Here is an 18708-nt window from a genome sequence, read left to right as displayed (position 1 = left end):
GTGTGGTGCTGCCAACGGCGTTCGAAGTGAAACATTTCCGCAACGCTGGCCATCCGCTGCATCCGATGCTCCGAATCAATGGGCGTGGATCACGTCCTACGGCTGGCGCATGCGCGCCTGCGGTGGCGGTGCTCGGGGAGTTGTGCGTCAACAGCGGCAGAAGGAGTGATTGATGAGTTCATTGGCCACGGATCGCGTCGACCAATGCTCTTCCGGTGAATTCTCGGCAAAGCCATTTGCACTGTCGCCTGCGCAAACAGCCTTGTGGTACGCCCAACGGATTCGCCCCGACGTCCCGCTGACCATAGCTCAGTATGTCGAGATCCACGGTGACCTCGATGTCGGCCGTCTGCTCTACTCGATCGAACGCTTCGGCGGCGAAACGCAGGTTGGATATGTGCGTCTGGTCGAGATCGACGGCGTCCCGCACCAGATGATCGACCACACCTTCCGCCCGGGGTGGGCGCGGATAGATCTGCGCGACGAGCCCGATCCGCACGAGGCCGCACTGCGCTGGATGAACGAGCACGCCAGCTCGCCGATCGATCTGGAACGCGATCCGCTGACCACCAATATCGTGCTGCGGACCGGCGATGCGGACTACATCTGGTACGCCCGCGGCCATCACATCGTGATCGACGGCTACGGCGCGATGAACGCGCTCACCCGCACCGCGGAGATCTATACGGCGCTGGAGGACCACACCGAACCCGCTATCTCCCGAGCCACGCCGCTGGCCACCATCTACGGGGACGAATCCACCTATCGCGACTCCAGCCGGTTCCGCACCGACCGCGACTATTGGCTCGAGCAATTGGCGGGCGCGGGTGGACCAATGACGTTGTCGAACGTGAACGGCCTGACCGCCGCCCCCGATGCGGGGCGGCGGCGTGCTTGCGCGATCCTCGACGATGCCGCCGAGGCGGCGATGGGGACGGCCACGGCCGCGCTCGAGACCCACAGCTCGACCATGTTCGTCGCGGCACTGGCCTGCTATGTGCGCTCGGTGACCGGCAATCCGGATGTGGTGCTGAGCCTGCCGGTCTCCGCGCGGACCACGGTCGCGCTGCGCCGGTCGGCGGGCGTGGTCTCCAATGTGGTGCCGATCCGGCTGCGGTTCGATGCCGAGACCACCGTCCGCGATGTGGTGCGCAGCGCGGAACTGCAGATCACCGGCGCGCTGCGCCATCAGCGCTATCGCCACGACGACATCCGCCGCGACTGCGGCTACTCCCGCGACGCGCGCGGCTTCTTCGGTCCGATGGTCAACATCATGCTGTTCCACTCCGAGCTGAAGTTCGGCAGTCTGCTCGGCTCGCTGCACGTGCTCGCCACCGGCCCGGTCGAGGACCTCTCGATCAATCTGTACAACGGTGAGGGCGGCCGCATCCACATCGACTTCGAGGCCAACCCGCAGCTCTACGCGGAGACCGAGGTCGCGGCGCACCACGGCCGGTTCCTGGACTTCCTGACCCGATTCCTCGCCGCCGAACCCGACACCCACACCGAAAGCCTCGTCGCCATGACCGACGACGAGCGCGAGCGCGTGCTGCACACCTGGAACGCCACCGAGACGGCGCCGCACCAGGGCACCCTGTCCGGTCTGTTCGCCGATCGCGCGATGATCTGCCCGGATGCGGTCGCCCTCGAATTCGCCGACGAGACGCTGACCTACCGCGAACTCGACGAGCGGGCCAACCGGCTGGCCCGCCTGCTCATCGCCCGTGGCGCGGGCCCTGAGACAGTGGTCGCACTGTGCCTGCGGCGCAGCCTCGAACTCGTCGTCGGCGTTTACGCGATCATCAAGGCGGGCGCGGCCTACCTGCCCCTGGATCCGGATTACCCCGCCGACCGGACCGATCAGATCCTCCAGCAGGCCGACCCGGTGTGCGTATTGACCGCGGCCCGAGACGAACTCACGCTCCCCGAGCGCGCAGCCGCACTGGCCATCGACACCGTCGACCTGTCGGATTTCGACGCCGCCCCGATCACCGACGCCGACCGTCGCGCCCCGCTGCGCGCCGATCATCTCGCGTACGTCATCTTCACCTCGGGCTCTACCGGAAAACCCAAGGGCGTCAGCGTAACCCACGCCGCCATCGTCAACCGGCTGCGCTGGATGCAGCACGAATACCCCCTCGACGGCACCGACGCCGTCCTGCAGAAGACCCCCGCCACCTTCGACGTCTCGGTCTGGGAATTCTTCTGGCCCTTGCAAATCGGTGCCCGACTGGTCATCGCCGCACCCGACGGACATCGCGATCCGGGCTACCTGGCCCAGGTCATCAGCGAAAAGTCCATCACCACGGCGCATTTCGTACCTTCCATGCTGTCGGTGTTCGTCACCGATACCGACGTGCGCGGCTGCACCGGCCTGCGTCGGGTGTTCTGCAGCGGTGAAGCATTGCCCGCGGCCACCGTTCGCGATTTCCACACCGCACTGCGCGGGCCGGAACTGCACAATCTGTACGGACCGACCGAGGCCGCCGTCGACGTCACCTACTGGCCGTGCCCGGCCGAGCCGGAGACCGTGCCGATCGGATCGCCGGTGTGGAATACCCAGACCTACGTTCTCGACGGGCGTCTGCGGCCGGTGGCACCGGGCGTGGTGGGGGAGCTGTATCTTGCGGGCGCCCAGCTCGCGCGCGGCTACATCGGCCAATCCCGGCTGACCGCCGATCGTTTCGTGGCCAACCCGTTCACCCCCGGTACCCGGATGTACCGCACCGGCGACCTGGCCCGCTGGCAGGCCGATCCGGATCTCGGCAGCTACGAGGGTGATTCGGAGCGCGGCGTCCTCGAATACCTGGGCCGCACCGACTTCCAGGTCAAGATTCGCGGTCTGCGCATCGAACTCGGCGAGATCGAGGCGGCGCTGCTGGCCGACGAGCGGGTCGCCCGCGCGGTCTGCGTCGCCCATCACAGCCGCACCGGCGACGAGCTCGCCGCCTATGTCGTTGCCGCCCCGGCATTTACCGCGAATCTCGACACCACCGCATTGCTGAATGCGTTGCGCCGCACGCTGCCCAACTACATGGTGCCCGCCACGCTGATGATCCTCGACGAACTACCACTCAGCGCCAACGGCAAGATCGACCGCAAGGCCCTGCCCGAACCAACCGTCGCCCGCCCGGTCGGCCTGGTCACCGCCGAACCGCGCACCGAGGTGGAGCGGGTACTCGCGGGCATCTTCGACGAAGTCCTCGGCACCGACGGAATCGGCGTCGACGACGGCTTTTTCGACCTGGGCGGCAATTCGCTCGTGGCCGCACGCGCGGTCGCGCGGATCAACGCCACCCTCGGTGCCGGACTGACCATCCGCGACCTGTTCGAGGCATCGACCATCGCGGCGCTGAGCGAACGCTTCGCCACGCACAATCCGGACACGTCCTCCCCGAAACTGGTCCCCGCCGAACGGCCGCAACGGATTCCGCTGTCGCTGGCCCAGCAGCGGCTGTGGATTCTCAACCGCTTCGCCGAACACGCCGCCGCCTACAACATGCCGCTGGCCGTCGAGATCGACGGACCGATCGATCTCACGGCGCTGCGGGCCGGACTCGTCGATGTGATCGACCGTCACGAGTCTCTGCGCACCACCTTCCCGGACGCGCCGGAGGGCCCGCGCCAACTGGTGCATCCGGCCACCGAGATTCCGCTCACCCTGGACCCGATCGACGCCACCGGCGCCGATGCGCTCGCACTCGCCGAGGAGTTCGCCGGATACGGGTTCGACCTGCGCAGCCAGGCCCCGATCCGGGTGGCATTGTGGACCACCGGACCGGATCGCCACGTCTTCCTCATCGTGCTGCACCACATCTGCGGTGACGGCTGGTCGATCGCGCCGTTGGCCAAGGATCTGATGTCGGCGGTCGCCGCGCGCGTGCAGGGCGCCGCGCCACAATGGACGCCGCTGCCGGTGCAGTACGCCGATTTCGCGCTGTGGCAACGCGAACTGCTCGGTGACGAGGCCGATCCGGCCAGTGCGCTGAGCCGCCAGCTCGCCTACTGGCGCTCGGCCCTGCGCGGCCTGCCCGACCAGCTCGACCTGCCGCTGGATCGCCCACGCCCGCTGCGCCGCTCCACCAGCGGCGGCCGGGTCGAGTTCACCATCGCACCCGAGATCCGGCGCGCCGCAGGCGAACTCGCGGCCAGCCGGGGCGTCAGCATGTTCATGGTGCTGCACGCCGCACTGGCGACATTGCTGGCGCGGCTGTGCGCGAGCACCGATATCACCGTCGGCACCCCGATCGCGGGCCGCTCCGATCCGGCGCTCGACGATCTGGTCGGCATGTTCGTCAACACCTTGGTGTTGCGGACCGAGGTCGATCCGGCGGCCGGGTTCGACCAGATGCTCGACGTGGTCCGCGAAACCGATCTCAACGCCTTCGCCAACGCGGATGTGCCGTTCGAGCGGCTGGTCGAGCTCGTCAACCCGGAGCGCTCCGCCGCCAGGCATCCGCTGTTCCAGGTGATGCTGTCCTATGACCGCGCACCCGATCTGAGCATCGACCTGCCCGGCGTGCAGTCGCAGGTGCTGCCGATCGCGGCCGATATCGCCAAATTCGATCTGCAGCTGGAGGTGCACGACGGAATCTCCGACGGTCCGCTGCACGCCGAATTCTGCTATGCCACCGACGTATTCGATCAGCACACGATCGAATCGTTCGCCCGTCGCTTCATCGCGGTACTCGGTGCCGTTGTCGCAGCACCGAATCTGCCGGTCGGGGATCTGGACATCCTGGACAGGCGCGAGTCCGCCAAGCTGGTGCCGATCGCGGGTGCGCCCGGCGAACCGTCGATCACCCTGGCCCGGTTGCTCACCGATATCGCCGAGCGGCTGCCCGATGCCGTCGCGGTGCGCTACGAGGGCGCCGACACCAGCTATCGCGAGCTCGACGAGATGTCGAATCGCCTGGCGCGCACCCTGATCGAACACGGTGCCGGGCCCGAGGTCGTGGTGGCGATCGCGCTGCCGCGCAGCCTCGACTCCATCGCGGCAATCTGGGCCGTCGCGAAAACCGGTGCGGCATATGTGCCGATCGATCCGAGCTACCCGGCCGAGCGAATCGGGCACATGATCGCCGATTCCGGCGCCATGCTCGGACTCACCGTCCCGGATTGCCTGGCCGCCATGCCCGCTTGGCCCGCCGGCCGCGGCAAACACCGCAAACACTATGTCGACTGGCTGGTACTCGGCTCCGATGAGCTGGCCACCGAATCCGCCCGCTACTCCACCGATCCCGTCACCGACGCGGACCGCCACCACCCGCTGCGCACCGCGCATCCGGCGTACCTGATCTACACCTCGGGCTCCACCGGAAAGCCGAAGGCAGTGATCGTCACCCACGGCGGTATCGCCTCGCTGGCGCAAGAGCAGATGCACCTGTTCGGGGTGTCGGATTCGGCACGGACACTGCACTTCTCCTCACCCAGCTTCGACGCGTCGGTGCTGGAGCTGCTGCTCGGCTTCGCGGCGGGCGCCACCATCGTCGTCGCGCCGGCTGGCATGTACGGCGGTGCGGAGCTCGCCGAGCTGCTGCGCACGGAGCGGGTCACCCATGCCTTCGTCACCCCGGCCGCGCTGGCCACGGTGCCGAACGAGGGACTCGACGAACTCGAGGCCGTCATCGTCGGTGGTGAGGCGTGCTCGGAGGAACTGGTCGATCGCTGGTCGGTCGGCCATCGCATGCACAACATGTACGGACCGTCGGAGGCGACCGTCGCGGCCACCGCCAGCGGCCCGATGCAGGCGGGCCGTCCGGTGCCGCTCGGCATGCCGGTGCGCGGCATGCGGCTGTTCGTGCTGGACGGCCGACTGCACCCGGTGCCGCCGGGCACGCCGGGGGAGCTGTACCTGTCCGGTGCCGGACTGGCGCGCGGTTATCTCGGCCGCTACAGCCTTACCGCACAAAGCTTTCCGGCCAACCCGCACGGCAGGCGCGGGGAGCGGATGTATCGCACCGGCGATCTCGTGGTCTCCGATCCGACCGGTCAGCTGCGCTTCCTCGGCCGCGCCGACGACCAGATCAAGATCCGCGGTTTCCGCATCGAACTGCGCGAGATCGACCATGTGCTGCGTGCGCACCCGGGGGTGAGCCGCGCGCTCACCGTCGTACACACCGACGATGAGGGCCAGCCCCGCCTGGTCGCCTACGTGACCGCGGACGAGGCGATCGATGCCGCCGATATCACCGAGACAGCGCGCCAGCGGCTGCCCGGCTATATGGTGCCCGCCTCGATCGTCGTACTCGACGAGATGCCGGTCACCCCGTCCGGCAAACTCGACCGAAAGGCCTTGCCCGCACCGGTTTTCGCGGCGGCGGGTACCTCGCGCCCACCGAGCACCGAGCTGGAGGAGCAGGTCGCCGCGGTGTTCGGCAATACCCTCGGCCACCCGGTCATCGGCGCGGAGGACAGCTTCTTCGACGTGGGCGGGAACTCGCTGCTCGCCACCCGGCTCGCCGCCGCGCTGTACGAGCAGTTCGGAGTCGACCTGCCGGTGCGGCTGATCTTCGAGACGCCGACCGTGGCCGGTATCGCGGAACGCATAACGGAAGCGCCCCGGACGCAACGGGTGGCGCTGGCTGTGCAAACCCCGCGTCCGGGACGCATTCCATTGTCGCTGCCGCAGCAGCGACTGTGGTTCCTCAATCGATTTTCACCCGAATCCAGTGCGTACAACATCGCATTCGTCATTCGAATCGACGGCGATCTGGATGTGCCCGCACTGCGCGCGGCGCTGACCGATCTGGTGGAACGACACGAGGTGCTGCGCACCGTCTTTCCCGAGGACAGTGCGGGCGCACACCAATCGGTGCTGCCCACCGCCAGGGCGGTGCCGGTGCTCGACCTGGTGCCGACCGACGAGAGCGGGGCCGAGCAGGCGTTGCGGGCATTCGCCCGCACCGGATTCGATCTCACCCAGGACATCCCGCTGCGGATGACCTTGCTGCGCACCGAACCCCGACGGCATCTGCTGGGCATCGTGCTGCACCACATCGCGGCCGACGGCTGGTCGCTCGGTCCGTTGACCAACGATCTGGCGGCCGCCTATGCGGCCAGGCACGAGGGCCGGGTACCCGACTGGACGCCGCTTCCGGTGCAGTACGCGGACTTCGGGCTGTGGCAGCGCGCCTGCCTCGGTGACGAGGCCGATCCGCACAGCCTCGCGAGCGAACAGCTCGCCTATTGGCGCGCCGCGCTGGCGGACCTGCCCGAGGAACTGCCGTTGCCCTACGACCGGCCGCATCCGGCCCGGCCCACTCAGGAGGCGGGCTCCGTGCGCTTCAGCGTGCCCGAGCCGGTGCAGCAGGCCCTCGCCGAATTCGCCCGCGCACAGGGCGTCAGCATGTTCATGGTGCTGCGTTCGGCGCTCGCGGTCTTGCTGCGCTTCGTCACCGGTGGTCGCGATATCGTGATCGGCACGCCGCTCGCGGGCCGCACCGACACCAAGCTCGACGAACTGGTCGGCATGTTCGTCAACACACTGGTGTTGCGCTCGGATGTCGACCCGGACATCCCGTTCACGACGCTACTGCGCGCGGATCGGGACACCGAGCTGGCCGCCATGGCGCACGCCGATGTTCCGTTCGAGCGCATCGTCAAGGAACTGGGCCGCGGCGCCAGTGGGAGCAGTCGCCATCCGCTGTTCCAGGTGGCGCTGACGGTGCAGGACGGGCCGGTGCCGGCGCTCGAACTGCCCGGCCTCGCACTGCGCGCCGAAGAACTGGATATCGCGCTGGCGAAATTCGAACTGGAGCTGCGGGTCGTGCCGAGTTCCCGCGACGCGGCTCCCGGCGAGTCCGGGAGTGCGTTCGAATTCGTCTACGCCGCTGAGCTTTTCGATGCCGCGACGATCGAGACGTTGGCCGATCGGTTCATGGCGGTGCTCGCGGCCATTACCGGCGCGCCACGGGTGCTGGTCCGAGATATCGACGCGCGCACCGAATTCGAGCGACGTGTGCTCACCCCGGCCACCGGCGCGGCGACCACCCCGCAGTGCACGCTGGCCGCGTACTTCACCGCCACCGCCCATAGGCATTCGCACCGCACGGCCATTTGCGGGGGCGGCACCTCGCTGACCTACGCCGAGGTCGACCAGCGCTCGAATCGCTTGGCGCGGGCGCTGATCGAACGCGGACTCGGTACGGAGGACCGGGTGGCGCTCGGCCTGACCCGCTCGATCGAATCGGTCGTCACGATGCTGGCCGTGGCCAAATCCGGTGCGGCGTTCGTGCCGGTCGATCCGAACTATCCGCCCGACCGGGTCCGGCATATGCTGGTGGACTCCGACTGCCGGGTCGGCATCACGGTGTCCGCGCATGCCGATCGGCTGCGCGCAGCAGACGGGTCGGTCACCGAGTGGCTGCTGCTGGATGATCCCGAATTCGCCGCTGAACTGGCCGGACTCGACGACAGCCCGGTCGACGACCACGACCGCCTGCGCCCCATCGGTATCGCCGATCTGGTGTATGTGATCTACACCTCGGGCTCGACCGGAAAGCCCAAGGGCGTGGCTGTCACGCACAGCGGCCTGTCGAATTTCGGCGACGAGGTCCGCGAGCGCATGGTGATCGACCAGGATTCGCGCACGCTGCACTTCTCCTCACCGAGCTTCGACGCGGCCATCTTCGACCTGCTGCTCGCGATCGGATCCGGTGCGACCATGGTGATCGTCCCGCCGGATGTCTACGGCGGCGATGAACTGGCCGCGCTGATGGAGCGCGAACGTGTCACCCATACGTTCATGACCCCGGCGGCGCTGTCCACCATTGATCGGGAACGGTGGTCATTGCCGAGCCTGCGCGGGCTGATGGTGGGTGGCGAGGCCTTCGGTCCCGAGTTGGTGGCCCGCTGGGCGCCGGGACGGCAGATGCTCAACGGATACGGGCCGACTGAAACCACCGTCGTCATCATGATCTCCGATCCGATGGAGGTCGGCGGACCGATCAACATCGGCACGCCGGTGCGCGGTGCGCGGGCGCTGGTGCTCGATGAGCGGCTGCGCCCGGTGCCGGTCGGCGTGCCCGGCGATCTGTACCTGGGCGGATTCGGTGTCACGCGCGGGTATCTCGACCGGTTCGAGCTCACCGCGACGCGGTTCGTGGCCGACCCCTACGGTCCTGCGGGTTCGCGGATGTACCGCAGCGGTGATGTGGTGCGCTGGAATGCCGCGGGCGAAATCGTCTACCTCGGGCGCAGTGACCATCAGGTGAAGGTGCGCGGCTTCCGCATCGAACTCGGCGAGATCACCAATGTGCTCGTCGAACATCCGGACGTGCGGTACGCGCACACCGAGGTGCGCCACATCGCGGGTGCGGACCGGATCGTCTCGTTCATCCTGCCCACCGACGAAATCGAGGCACCGGATATCGATGCGGTGCGTGCCCACGTCGCCGAACGGGTGCCCGCACATATGGTTCCGGCCAGCATCACCGTGCTGGACGGGATTCCGCTGACACCGACCGGCAAGTTGGATGTCGCCGCCCTGCCGGAGCCGCAGCTGACGGTGCGCACGGCGCAGCGCGCACCCGAGACCGATACCGAGCGGCTGGTCGCCGAGGTGATGGGCGAATTGGTCGGCGTCGAAACCGTCAGCGCCGACGACAGCTTCTTCGATATCGGCGGAAACTCGCTGCTGGCAACGCAACTTGTGACCCGCCTGGCCGCGGCGACGAATACCCGGCTCGAGGTGCGCACCGTCTTCACGACGCCGACGGTCGCCGCCCTCGCCGCGCTGCTCGATTCCGGACCGGATGCGCAGGACGCCACGCTGGAGCTGGTGCGCCGTGAGCGACCCGAGCGGATTCCGCTGTCGGCGGCGCAGCACCGGCTGTGGTTCCTGAACCAGTTCAATCGAAACGGGACGGACGCGGACAATACTGCGGGTGCGTACAACATTCCCGTCGTACTGCGCCTGCACGGCGAGCTGAATGTCGAGGCGCTGGGGCGGGCGCTGCACGCGGTGCAGCAGCGCCACGAAACGCTGCGGACGGTGTTCCCCGAGATCGATGGGGTGCCCGCGCAGCAGGTGCTCGATCCGGCCGACGCCGCCGTCCCGCTGTTCGTCGCGACGATGGCGCCCGCGGAAGTTCCCAGCGCTGTGCGGGGTTTCGCGACGCCGGGATTCGACCTGGCGGCGACCGTGCCGATGCGCGCCGGGCTGATCACGGTCGATCGCGGTGGCGTCGACGACGCGCCGCCGGCAGCGTCGACCGAGCACGTCCTGGTACTGGTCGTGCACCACATCGCCATGGACGGCTGGTCGCTGGAACCCCTGGCCGCCGATGTGGCCGTCGCATACCGTGCGGCGTGCGCCGAAAAGCTGCCCGACTGGCCGGAATCCGAGGTCCAATACGCGGATTACACACTGTGGCAGCAGGACACGCTCGGCACCGAGGACGAACCGGATTCGGTGGTGAGCCGCCAGCTCGACTACTGGCGCCACACCCTGGACGGGATTCCCGAGCTGCTGAACCTGCCCGCGGACCGGCCGCGTCCGCCCGCACCGACCTACCGCGGCGGCACCGTCGAATGCGCGATCGACCCGTTCGCCCATCGGGAACTGCGGAAGATCGCCACCGGCAGCAACGTCAGCATGTTCATGGTGCTGCACACCGCGCTCGCGGTGCTGTTGCACCGGATGACCGCGACCGATGACATCGTCGTCGGCACTCCGATCGCCGGGCGTGGCCATCCCGCGCTGGACCGAATGGTCGGCATGTTCGTGAACACCCTGGTACTGCGGACCCGGATCGATCCCGACGCCAGGTTCACCGATCTGCTGAACACCGTGCGCGACATCGATCTGGACGCGTTCGCACACGCCGATCTGCCGTTCGAACGCCTCGTCGAGGTGCTGAACCCGGTTCGCTCGCAGGCCCATCACCCGATGTTCCAGGTGATGCTCTCGGTGCAGAACCATCCGGTGCGCGTGCTCGAACTGCCCGGGCTGCGCATCGAGGCGGAGGACGTCGACACCGGCATCGCGAAATTCGACCTGCAGTTCACCCTGACCGAATTCCACACCGACACAAAGGAACCGGACGGGATCACGCTGTCGGTCAACTACGCCAGCGATCTGTTCGACGAGCAGACCGCACAGCGACTCGGCAGGCGACTGGTCCGCCTGCTCTCGGCCGTGGCCGCGAATCCGACCACCGCCGTGGGTGATCTGGAATTGCTCGATCCGGCCGAATGGTCCGGGCTGGCCCCGGTGCACGGCGCGCGGGCGGACCGGCCGGTTACCCTGCCGGAGCTGTTCGAGGCCGCGGTGAATGTCGACCGCACCGCCATCGCGTTGCGCTCGGACGACACCGAGGTGAGCTACGACGCGCTCGACCGGTGGACCAACCGGCTGGCACGGGTGCTCATCGAATGCGGCGTCGGTCCGGAAACGCTGGTGGCGCTGGGGATTCAGCGTTCGGTCGAATCGGTCGCGACCATGCTCGCGGTGGCCAAGGCCGGTGCCGCATTCGTGCCGGTCGACCCGATGTACCCCGCACAGCGGATCAGGCACATGCTGACCGATTCCGGTGCGGCACTGGGGATCACGCTGGCTGCGCACTGCGATCGGATGCAGGGCGATTCCGACTGGATCGTGCTCGACGACGCCGAATTCCGTGCGCGGGTCCTGGATGCGCCCGATGTGCCGATCGCGCCGACGGAGCGGACCGCCCTGCTGCGGATGGACAATCCGGCGTACGTCATCTACACCTCCGGCTCGACCGGCACGCCCAAGGGCGTGGTGGTCACCCACGGCGGTCTGTCGAACTTCGCCGCGGAGACCGCGCAGCGCTTCGACGTCCAACCCGGTTGCCGGGTCCTGCATTTCGCGACGCCGAGCTTCGACGCCGCCGTGCTCGACGTGCTGCTCGCGCTGGGTGGCGCGGCGACGCTGGTGATCACGCCGCCTGGCGTGGTCGGCGGGGCCGAGCTGGGCAAGGTTTTCATCGACGAGGGGATCACGCACGCGTTCATCACCACCTCGGCGCTGGGCACGGTCGACCCGACCGGGGTCACCGAATTCGCGCATGTGCTGGTCGGCGGTGAAGCGGTGCCCCCGGATCTGGTCGCCCGCTGGGCGCCGGGGCGCAACCTCTACAACGCGTACGGGCCGACCGAGGCCACCATTCTCACGGCGATCTCGCAGCCCTTGACGCCGGGCGAGCCGATCACCATCGGCGGCCCGATCCGCGGTGTGAGCGCGACCATTCTCGACGCCCGACTGCATCCCGCGCCGGTCGGGGTAACCGGTGAATTGCATTTGGCGGGTAACGCTCTGGCCCGGGGCTACCTGAACCGGCCGGGCTTGACCGCGCAGCGGTTCGTCGCGAACCCGTACGGCAAACCGGGCGAAAGGATGTACCGCACCGGCGATCTCGTGCGCTGGTTCAACCGGAGCACCGAGGCGGGTGACGAGATCGAATACATCGGCCGCACCGACCATCAGGTGAAGATCCGCGGGTTCCGCATCGAACTCGGCGAGATCGATGCCGCACTCGCCCGGCATCAGGGGGTGGAGTTCTCGACGACCATCGGATACCGCACACCCGCGGGTATGACGGCGTTGGTCTCGTATGTGAAGGCGGGCAACGGAGTCACGCTGACCGCCGCGGAACTCACCGAGCACGTCGCCGGGCAGGTGCCGAATTACATGGTGCCGCAATCGATCATGCTGATCGACGAGGTTCCGCTCAGCCCGGTCGGGAAGCTCGACCGAAAGGCACTGCCGGAACCGGTCTTCAGCGCGAGCGAGGGCTACCGGGCGCCGACCACCCCGACCGAGGCGCAGCTGTGCGCCGCCTTCTCGACGGTGCTCGGTGTCGAAACGGTGGGTGTCGACGACGGATTCTTCGAACTCGGCGGCAACTCGCTGCTGGCCACGAAGGTCGTGGCCCAGCTGCGCGCCAACGGGATCGATATCCCGGTGCAGCTGATGTTCGGCGACTCCACCCCGGCCGCGATCGCGGCCCGGCTCGACGGCACCGGCGCCACCGGTTCGGCCATCGCCGCGATGCTGGATCCGGTACTGCCGATCCGCGCCCGCACCGCCGCGAGCCGTGCCCCGCTGTTCTGCATCCATCCCGCGATCGGACTGGCCTGGTGCTACTCGGGTCTACTCGCGCACCTCGCGCCGGATCGCCCGGTATACGGATTGCAGGCGCCGCATGTCGCGGGCGAGGACGGGTTCGATTCGATCGGCGAGGCCGCGGTGAGCTATGTCGCGCATATCAAATCGATCCAGCCACAGGGGCCCTACCACCTGCTCGGCTGGTCGCTGGGCGGCCTGATCGCGCACGAGGTCGCGATCCGACTGCAGGAGGCGGGCGACGAGGTCGCGCTGCTGTCGATGATGGACAGCTACCGGCTGACCGACCAATGGCTCGAGCACGCGATCCCGACCGTTGCCGAGATCATCGGCGAGTTCGGCAGCGACGCATTGGGCGACGGCGAGGAGCTCGACCAGCGGATGAGCCTGCGCGACGCCGCCGAACTGCTGCGCTCGCGCCCCGGCCCGTTCGCCGCCCTCACCGTCGAACATCTGGAACGCCTGTACGCGGGCTACACCAACGGCACCGTGCTCGCGCACGGCTTCCGCCCGCGCACCTTCGACGGTGACGTGTTGTTCTTCACCGCGGCCGACGACGAAATCAACCGAACCGACCCAACCCGTTGCGCCGCCGCCTGGCAACCCTTCATTACCGGCACCATCCACAACCACGACCTGCGCTGCAGGCACTCGGCCATGACGACACCGGAATCACTCGCCGTCATCGGTCCCGTGCTCAACGAATACCTCGAAGGCGCAGCGGTGAAGGAGGCCGAAGGGTGAATGCGGTCGTGAGAGAGCGTTTCGAACTATCCATGGACAGAGCGCCCGAACGCATCGATGAAACCTGGTGCCACCGAGGTGGATTCGCGCGAGACATCGCCAGCGACCACACGGCCCGGGATCCCGGAGCCGAGGGTTGGAATAGGAGACAGTCGTGAGCGAGCGTCAGCTAGTGAACCATCGGCACGGCGCGACCAGGCGTACGACGGAGCCGAGCGCCCGCGAGGTGAAGTCGTGAGCCTTGCGGTAGAGGTGCTCGGCCTGGTCAAGAACTACGGTCGGGTGCGCGTGCTGGACGAGGTCGACCTGGAGATACCGGCCGGGACGGTGATGGCCCTGCTGGGGCCCAACGGTGCGGGTAAGACGACGACGGTGCGCATCGTGACCACCCTGCTGCGGCCGTGTGCCGGGTCGGTGCGGGTCGCGGGCATCGATGTCCTGCACGATCCGGCCGCGGCCCGGCGGCGGATCGGATTGTCCGGTCAATACGCGGCGGTCGACGCCAACCTGACCGGATTCGAGAATCTGCGCATGGTGGCGCGGCTGTACGGAATGTCGCAGCGACAGGCCACCTCTCGCGCCGCCGAACTGCTGAACGCCTTCGGTTTGGACCAGGCGGCGCATCGTCGGGCGGCCACCTACTCCGGTGGTATGGCGCGGCGGCTCGACCTGGCCGGGGCATTGGTCGCCCGGCCCGCGGTAGTGGTGCTCGACGAGCCGACCACCGGCCTGGATCCGCGTGGCCGACTCGATATGTGGCACGTCATCGGCGATCTCGTCGACGACGGCACCACGGTGCTGCTCACCACCCAGTACCTGGAGGAGGCCGACCTGCTCGCCGACCGCATCACGGTCATCGATCGGGGCCGCGTGATCGCCAAGGGTTCGGCCGATGAGCTGAAAACCGCCATCGGCGGCGACCGGCTCACCGTCACGTTGGCCGCGGGCCAAGACGTGAAGCCGGCACTGACGGTTCTGGCGCAGGTCGGCATCGGTGAGCCGACCCACGATCCGGGCGCGGATGAAGCCTCCATCGTGGTCGGCGACGGCTCGCGCACCATGGTCGAGGCGCTGCGCAGGCTCGACGACGCCGGGGTGTGCGTGGTCGACGCCGCCGTGCACCGGCCCAGCCTCGACGACGTATTCCTGTCCCTGACCGGCACCGCCGCGGGCGCACCCGAGCCGGAAACCGACGATGTACAAGAGGAGATCTTGTCTTGAGCACCGCAGTGGCGTCGCAGGAAACGGCATCGACCGCGAAAACCGAATTCCCCCAGGAGATTCGGCCGCCGCATGCCCGGGTCATCCGGGACAGCGCCATCGTCGCCTACCGCAACCTGCTGACCATCCTGCGGGTTCCGACCCTGCTGGTGACCGCGACGATCCAGCCGCTGATGTTCGTCTTCCTCTTCGCCTACATCTTCGGCGCCTCACTGGGCGGCGGCCAATACCGCGAATTCCTGCTCGCCGGAATCTTCACCCAGACGGTCGCTTTCAACGCCGCCTTCACCACCGTCGGGCTGGCGGGCGATCTGGAGAAGGGCATCATCGACCGCATGCGCACCCTACCGATGTCGCGGCTGGCGGTGCTGATGGGTCGCACGCTCTCGGATCTGGTGGTGAACATCCTGAGTCTGGCCGTCATGGTCGGCTGCGGCTATATCGTCGGCTGGCGCATCAACGGCGGTATCGCCGACGCCGTACTGGCCTTCGCGGTGATCCTGCTGTTCGCCTTCGCCATGTCCTGGCTCGGCGCGCTCACCGGCCTGCTCTCACCCACCGTCGAAGTGGCCCAGAGCGCGGGTCTGATCTGGCTGTTCCCGCTCTGCTTCATCTCCTCTGCCTTCATCTCCGCGGAATCCCTTCCCGGCCCGCTGCGCACGGTCGCCGAATGGAACCCCATCACCGCGGTCTCCGCGGCAGGCCGAAAACTCTTCGACAACGGCGCGCCCCCCAGCTTCGGCACGCCCGCCGGTTGGCCCGCCGATCACTGCATCGAATACTCAGTGGCCTGCTCCCTGGCCATCCTCGTCGTCGTCGTTCCGCTCGCCCTGCTCCGCTACCGCAAGGTCGCCAGCAAGTAGTCTTCGTCGGCGCTGCCCCGTCACCGCGAAACACCGACGGCCGCGTGCGCCCGGAAGTGTCTGCGGGAGAAGCGATTGCACTGCCGGAAAATGGCTCGACGGCTCGCCGCGGGCGCGGATACCGTCACGGCGGTGCATCCTGTCTCGACCCTGCCCCCGTGGCAACAGACCGTGTTGAGACCGCCGCCCTGGCCGCCCTTGCTCATCGCGGCCCGCTGGTGGGTTCGATACGGGCCCGGCATCGCCGTCAAACAGAGGCTGCTGCGGAAATGGCTCGACGTCGGTCTCCAGCAGCGACCACGGCCGTTGCGAACAGTGCGTACCCGATACGGCCAGCGATTCCTCGTCCCGACGACCAGCGACTTCATTCCCCGCGCGATCTACACCCACGGCTGCTGGGAGGCTTGTATCTCCACGCTCGTCGTCTCGCGTCTGCGGCGAGGCGACGGTTTCATCGACATCGGATCCGCCGACGGGTGGTATGCCGTGCTCGCGGCACGACTCGTCGGTCCCACCGGATATGTCATCGCCATCGAGCCCGCGGCCCACGAACAGTTGCGGGCGAACCTTGCGCTCAACAGCGTCGGCAACGTGCGCGTCGTCCAGGCCGCCGTCACCACCGAACCGGCGACGGTGACCCTCTACACCCCGCACGCGAACACCGGCGCCACCACGACGATCCGCCCCGACACCTACCAGTCCACGGTCACCGTTGCCGGCCTGCCGCTGGCCCAGATGCTGCACCCGGGCGACCTGGAGAACGCTCGGATCGTCAAAGTGGATGTCGAAGGCGCCGAAGGCACGGTCCTCACCCAGCTCGCCGCCTCGATCCCTCGGCTGCGCAAGGATTGCGAGATCATTGTCGAAGTCACTCGCCACTGGCTGGCCAGCACCGGTCACGACGTGGAAACGATTCTGAAACCGTTCATGGACAACGGTTTTCGCTCTTATCGCATCCAGAACTCTTACGCGCCGGAGGACATTCCGGTCATGCTGCGAGATCCACTCCCGCCTACGCCGGCCACCGGACCCTTTCCCCGGCAGATCGATCTGCTACTCACTCGCGCCGCCGAAAGCTGAGCTCGCCGATTACGCCCGGTTCGCAACAGGTCCGGCGCCGACGCCTGTGCCGATGGCCTCGGGCGCGACGAGAAAGGCCGCTTGCATCAAGTGAATTCGATGCAAGCGGCCTGCTGTGCTTCGACCTTCAACGGCTTCCGGCGCTGCCCGTCGAAGACCCGGGCCCGGGAATCCCCGAGCGGTCCGAACCTAGACCCGACGCCGCGTCTTCAGCAGATCGAGCCGCTCCTTGAGCAGCTCCTCCAGCTCCTCCTTGCTGCGACGCTCCAGCAGCATGTCCCAGTGGGTGCGGGGCGGCTTGACCTTCTTGGTCTCCTGAGTGGTGCCCTCCATGAGGGTGCCCTCCTGGCCATTGCGGCAGAGCCAGGTCGGGGGGATCTCGGCGTCGTCGGCGAAGGGAACGTCGAATTCCTCGCCGTTATCGGTCCGGTACCGAGCAATCCGGCGCGGGGCCAGGTCGTGGTCGCGATCGGTTTCGTAGCTCACCGCTCCGAGCCGACTGCCCCGGAGTACGCGATCTGCCATGGTGTGCCTCTCCCTGTGTGCTCGAGTCTTGTTGCGCTGCGACCGCGTCCGTCGGCGGACCCAGCCGTACGAACGCGTGACGCTCGCTGGACCTTAGATGTAACGACCGTGCCTGGGCCAATAGTTCCCGACGCATGCTGACCCTTTCGAGTGAGCTGCGCGCAGTCCCCAGCGGCCGTGAACTGTTCCATTGTAGTGGGTGACACGGCTGCGATCCGCGACGCCCGTGCCGCGCCGGCAATCCGGGGGCACGAGCCCCATCCCGCGGCCGGAACGGTTAATGTTCTGCGTCATGTCGCGCCGCTTGCTGTCCTGCTGCCTGTGGTGTGGGCGGGAGATCGTCGAATCGGAGGCCGGACGTCGTCGCCGGTATTGCCGTCAGTCCTGCCGCCAACGCGCCTACGAACACCGCAACAGCTTGAAGGGGACCGGGATCCCCGACGATTCGGTGGTACTGAGCGCCCAGGAGGCGGCCGATCTGGCCGACCGCTGGTTCGCCGCTCGCTGCGCGGCCGAGGATGTCGCCACCGCCATAGGTGAGGGCGCGGACACCGAAGAGCTGAAGGAACTGGCCAGCACGCTGCTGACACTGACCCGCGAGGCCGAACGTCTGCGGTGAGTGTCGGCATCGGACGCTATCGGAGTCGGTGCTCTTCGACCGATGTGCTCAGGCCGGTGCCATTGAGATCGAGGTACAGCAGACGCTCGGTGATCGATAGCGTGACGGTGTTGCGGCGCTCGATCGCGGCGACAGCGGAATCGATGAAGTCCCGATCGAAGCTGTAGAGGGGAATCGCTTCGGCGCGGTGGATCCGCTTGCCGGTGAGTTGGGCCAGCACCTTGGCCGGATCGCGATGTGTGTAGATCGCGACGCGTTCAGCCGATTTGCTGCCGCGGTGCACGCGATCGGCATCGGGTGCACCGACCTCGATCCAGGCGGTGAGCTGTCCGGTGAGATCGCGCACCAGCACCGCGGGCTCGTCGGCGGACGAAACGCCGCCGTCGCTGAAGGCAATGCCCTCCTCGTACTCGAGGCAGTAGGCGAGCAGTCGCGTCAGCATGAACTCGGCGGTTTCGGATGGATGGCGCGCGACCCGCACCTCCAACTCCTGATAGACGTCACGGTCGACGTCGGCCAGTTGGATGGCGAAGTTGTGCAGTGTTGCGCTGAGGGCCATAGCAGCA

Annotated in this window: 7 protein-coding genes; 5 read left to right on the top strand and 2 right to left on the bottom strand. The window is 67.7% G+C overall.

The window, feature by feature from the left end; translation table 11 throughout:
- Window positions 1-172 precede the first annotated feature (172 nt).
- From ACHQ4I_RS21985 to ACHQ4I_RS21970, 4 genes are all read left to right on the top strand, one after another.
- The gene (locus tag ACHQ4I_RS21985; protein WP_420773678.1) at window positions 173-13834 is read left to right on the top strand and encodes a non-ribosomal peptide synthetase; all 13662 of its coding nucleotides are present in this window, start codon (window positions 173-175) and stop codon (window positions 13832-13834) included.
- Between the two features lie 234 nt (window positions 13835-14068).
- Window positions 14069-15055, top strand: coding sequence for an ATP-binding cassette domain-containing protein (locus ACHQ4I_RS21980; protein WP_420773677.1), 987 nt, complete (start codon window positions 14069-14071; stop codon window positions 15053-15055).
- 59 nt (window positions 15056-15114) lie between these two features.
- Entirely contained in the window at window positions 15115-15918 is an 804-nt protein-coding gene (locus ACHQ4I_RS21975; protein ID WP_420774170.1) for an ABC transporter permease, read from the top strand.
- A gap of 90 nt (window positions 15919-16008) precedes the next feature.
- Window positions 16009-16998 carry an FkbM family methyltransferase gene (locus ACHQ4I_RS21970; protein WP_420773676.1) on the top strand — a complete coding sequence of 330 codons (990 nt, stop codon included), beginning with the start codon at window positions 16009-16011 and terminating at the stop codon, window positions 16996-16998.
- Window positions 16999-17187: 189 nt separating this feature from the next.
- Here ACHQ4I_RS21970 and ACHQ4I_RS21965 read toward each other — a convergent pair whose 3' ends face one another.
- Window positions 17188-17523, bottom strand: a complete 336-nt coding sequence (locus ACHQ4I_RS21965) for an RNA polymerase-binding protein RbpA (protein WP_040691372.1) — start codon at window positions 17521-17523, stop codon at window positions 17188-17190.
- Between the two features lie 292 nt (window positions 17524-17815).
- Here ACHQ4I_RS21965 and ACHQ4I_RS21960 point away from each other — a divergent pair, with 292 nt between their 5' ends.
- On the top strand, window positions 17816-18142 hold the full coding sequence (locus tag ACHQ4I_RS21960) for a hypothetical protein (protein ID WP_420773675.1): 327 nt from the start codon (window positions 17816-17818) through the stop codon (window positions 18140-18142).
- Window positions 18143-18158: 16 nt separating this feature from the next.
- Here the strand turns inward: ACHQ4I_RS21960 and ACHQ4I_RS21955 are convergent, their stop codons facing one another.
- Window positions 18159-18701 carry a YaeQ family protein gene (locus ACHQ4I_RS21955; RefSeq protein WP_420773674.1) on the bottom strand — a complete coding sequence of 181 codons (543 nt, stop codon included), beginning with the start codon at window positions 18699-18701 and terminating at the stop codon, window positions 18159-18161.
- Window positions 18702-18708 lie beyond the last annotated feature (7 nt).

Source organism: Nocardia nepalensis (genome assembly GCF_048910785.1).
Lineage (GTDB): Bacteria > Actinomycetota > Actinomycetes > Mycobacteriales > Mycobacteriaceae > Nocardia > Nocardia nepalensis.
The sequence above is the reverse complement of the archived record's forward strand: the minus strand, read 5'-3'. Positions and strand labels throughout refer to the sequence as shown.

What these genes read in the sequence shown, in the direction of transcription:
- ACHQ4I_RS21985 (WP_420773678.1), top strand. Translation starts at nt 173, where the DNA reads ATGAGTTCATTGGCCACGGATCGCGTCGACCAATGCTCTTCCGGTGAA.
- ACHQ4I_RS21970 (WP_420773676.1), top strand. Translation starts at nt 16,009, where the DNA reads ATGGCTCGACGGCTCGCCGCGGGCGCGGATACCGTCACGGCGGTGCAT.
- ACHQ4I_RS21965 (WP_040691372.1), bottom strand. Translation starts at nt 17,523, where the DNA reads ATGGCAGATCGCGTACTCCGGGGCAGTCGGCTCGGAGCGGTGAGCTAC.
- ACHQ4I_RS21960 (WP_420773675.1), top strand. Translation starts at nt 17,816, where the DNA reads ATGTCGCGCCGCTTGCTGTCCTGCTGCCTGTGGTGTGGGCGGGAGATC.
- ACHQ4I_RS21955 (WP_420773674.1), bottom strand. Translation starts at nt 18,701, where the DNA reads ATGGCCCTCAGCGCAACACTGCACAACTTCGCCATCCAACTGGCCGAC.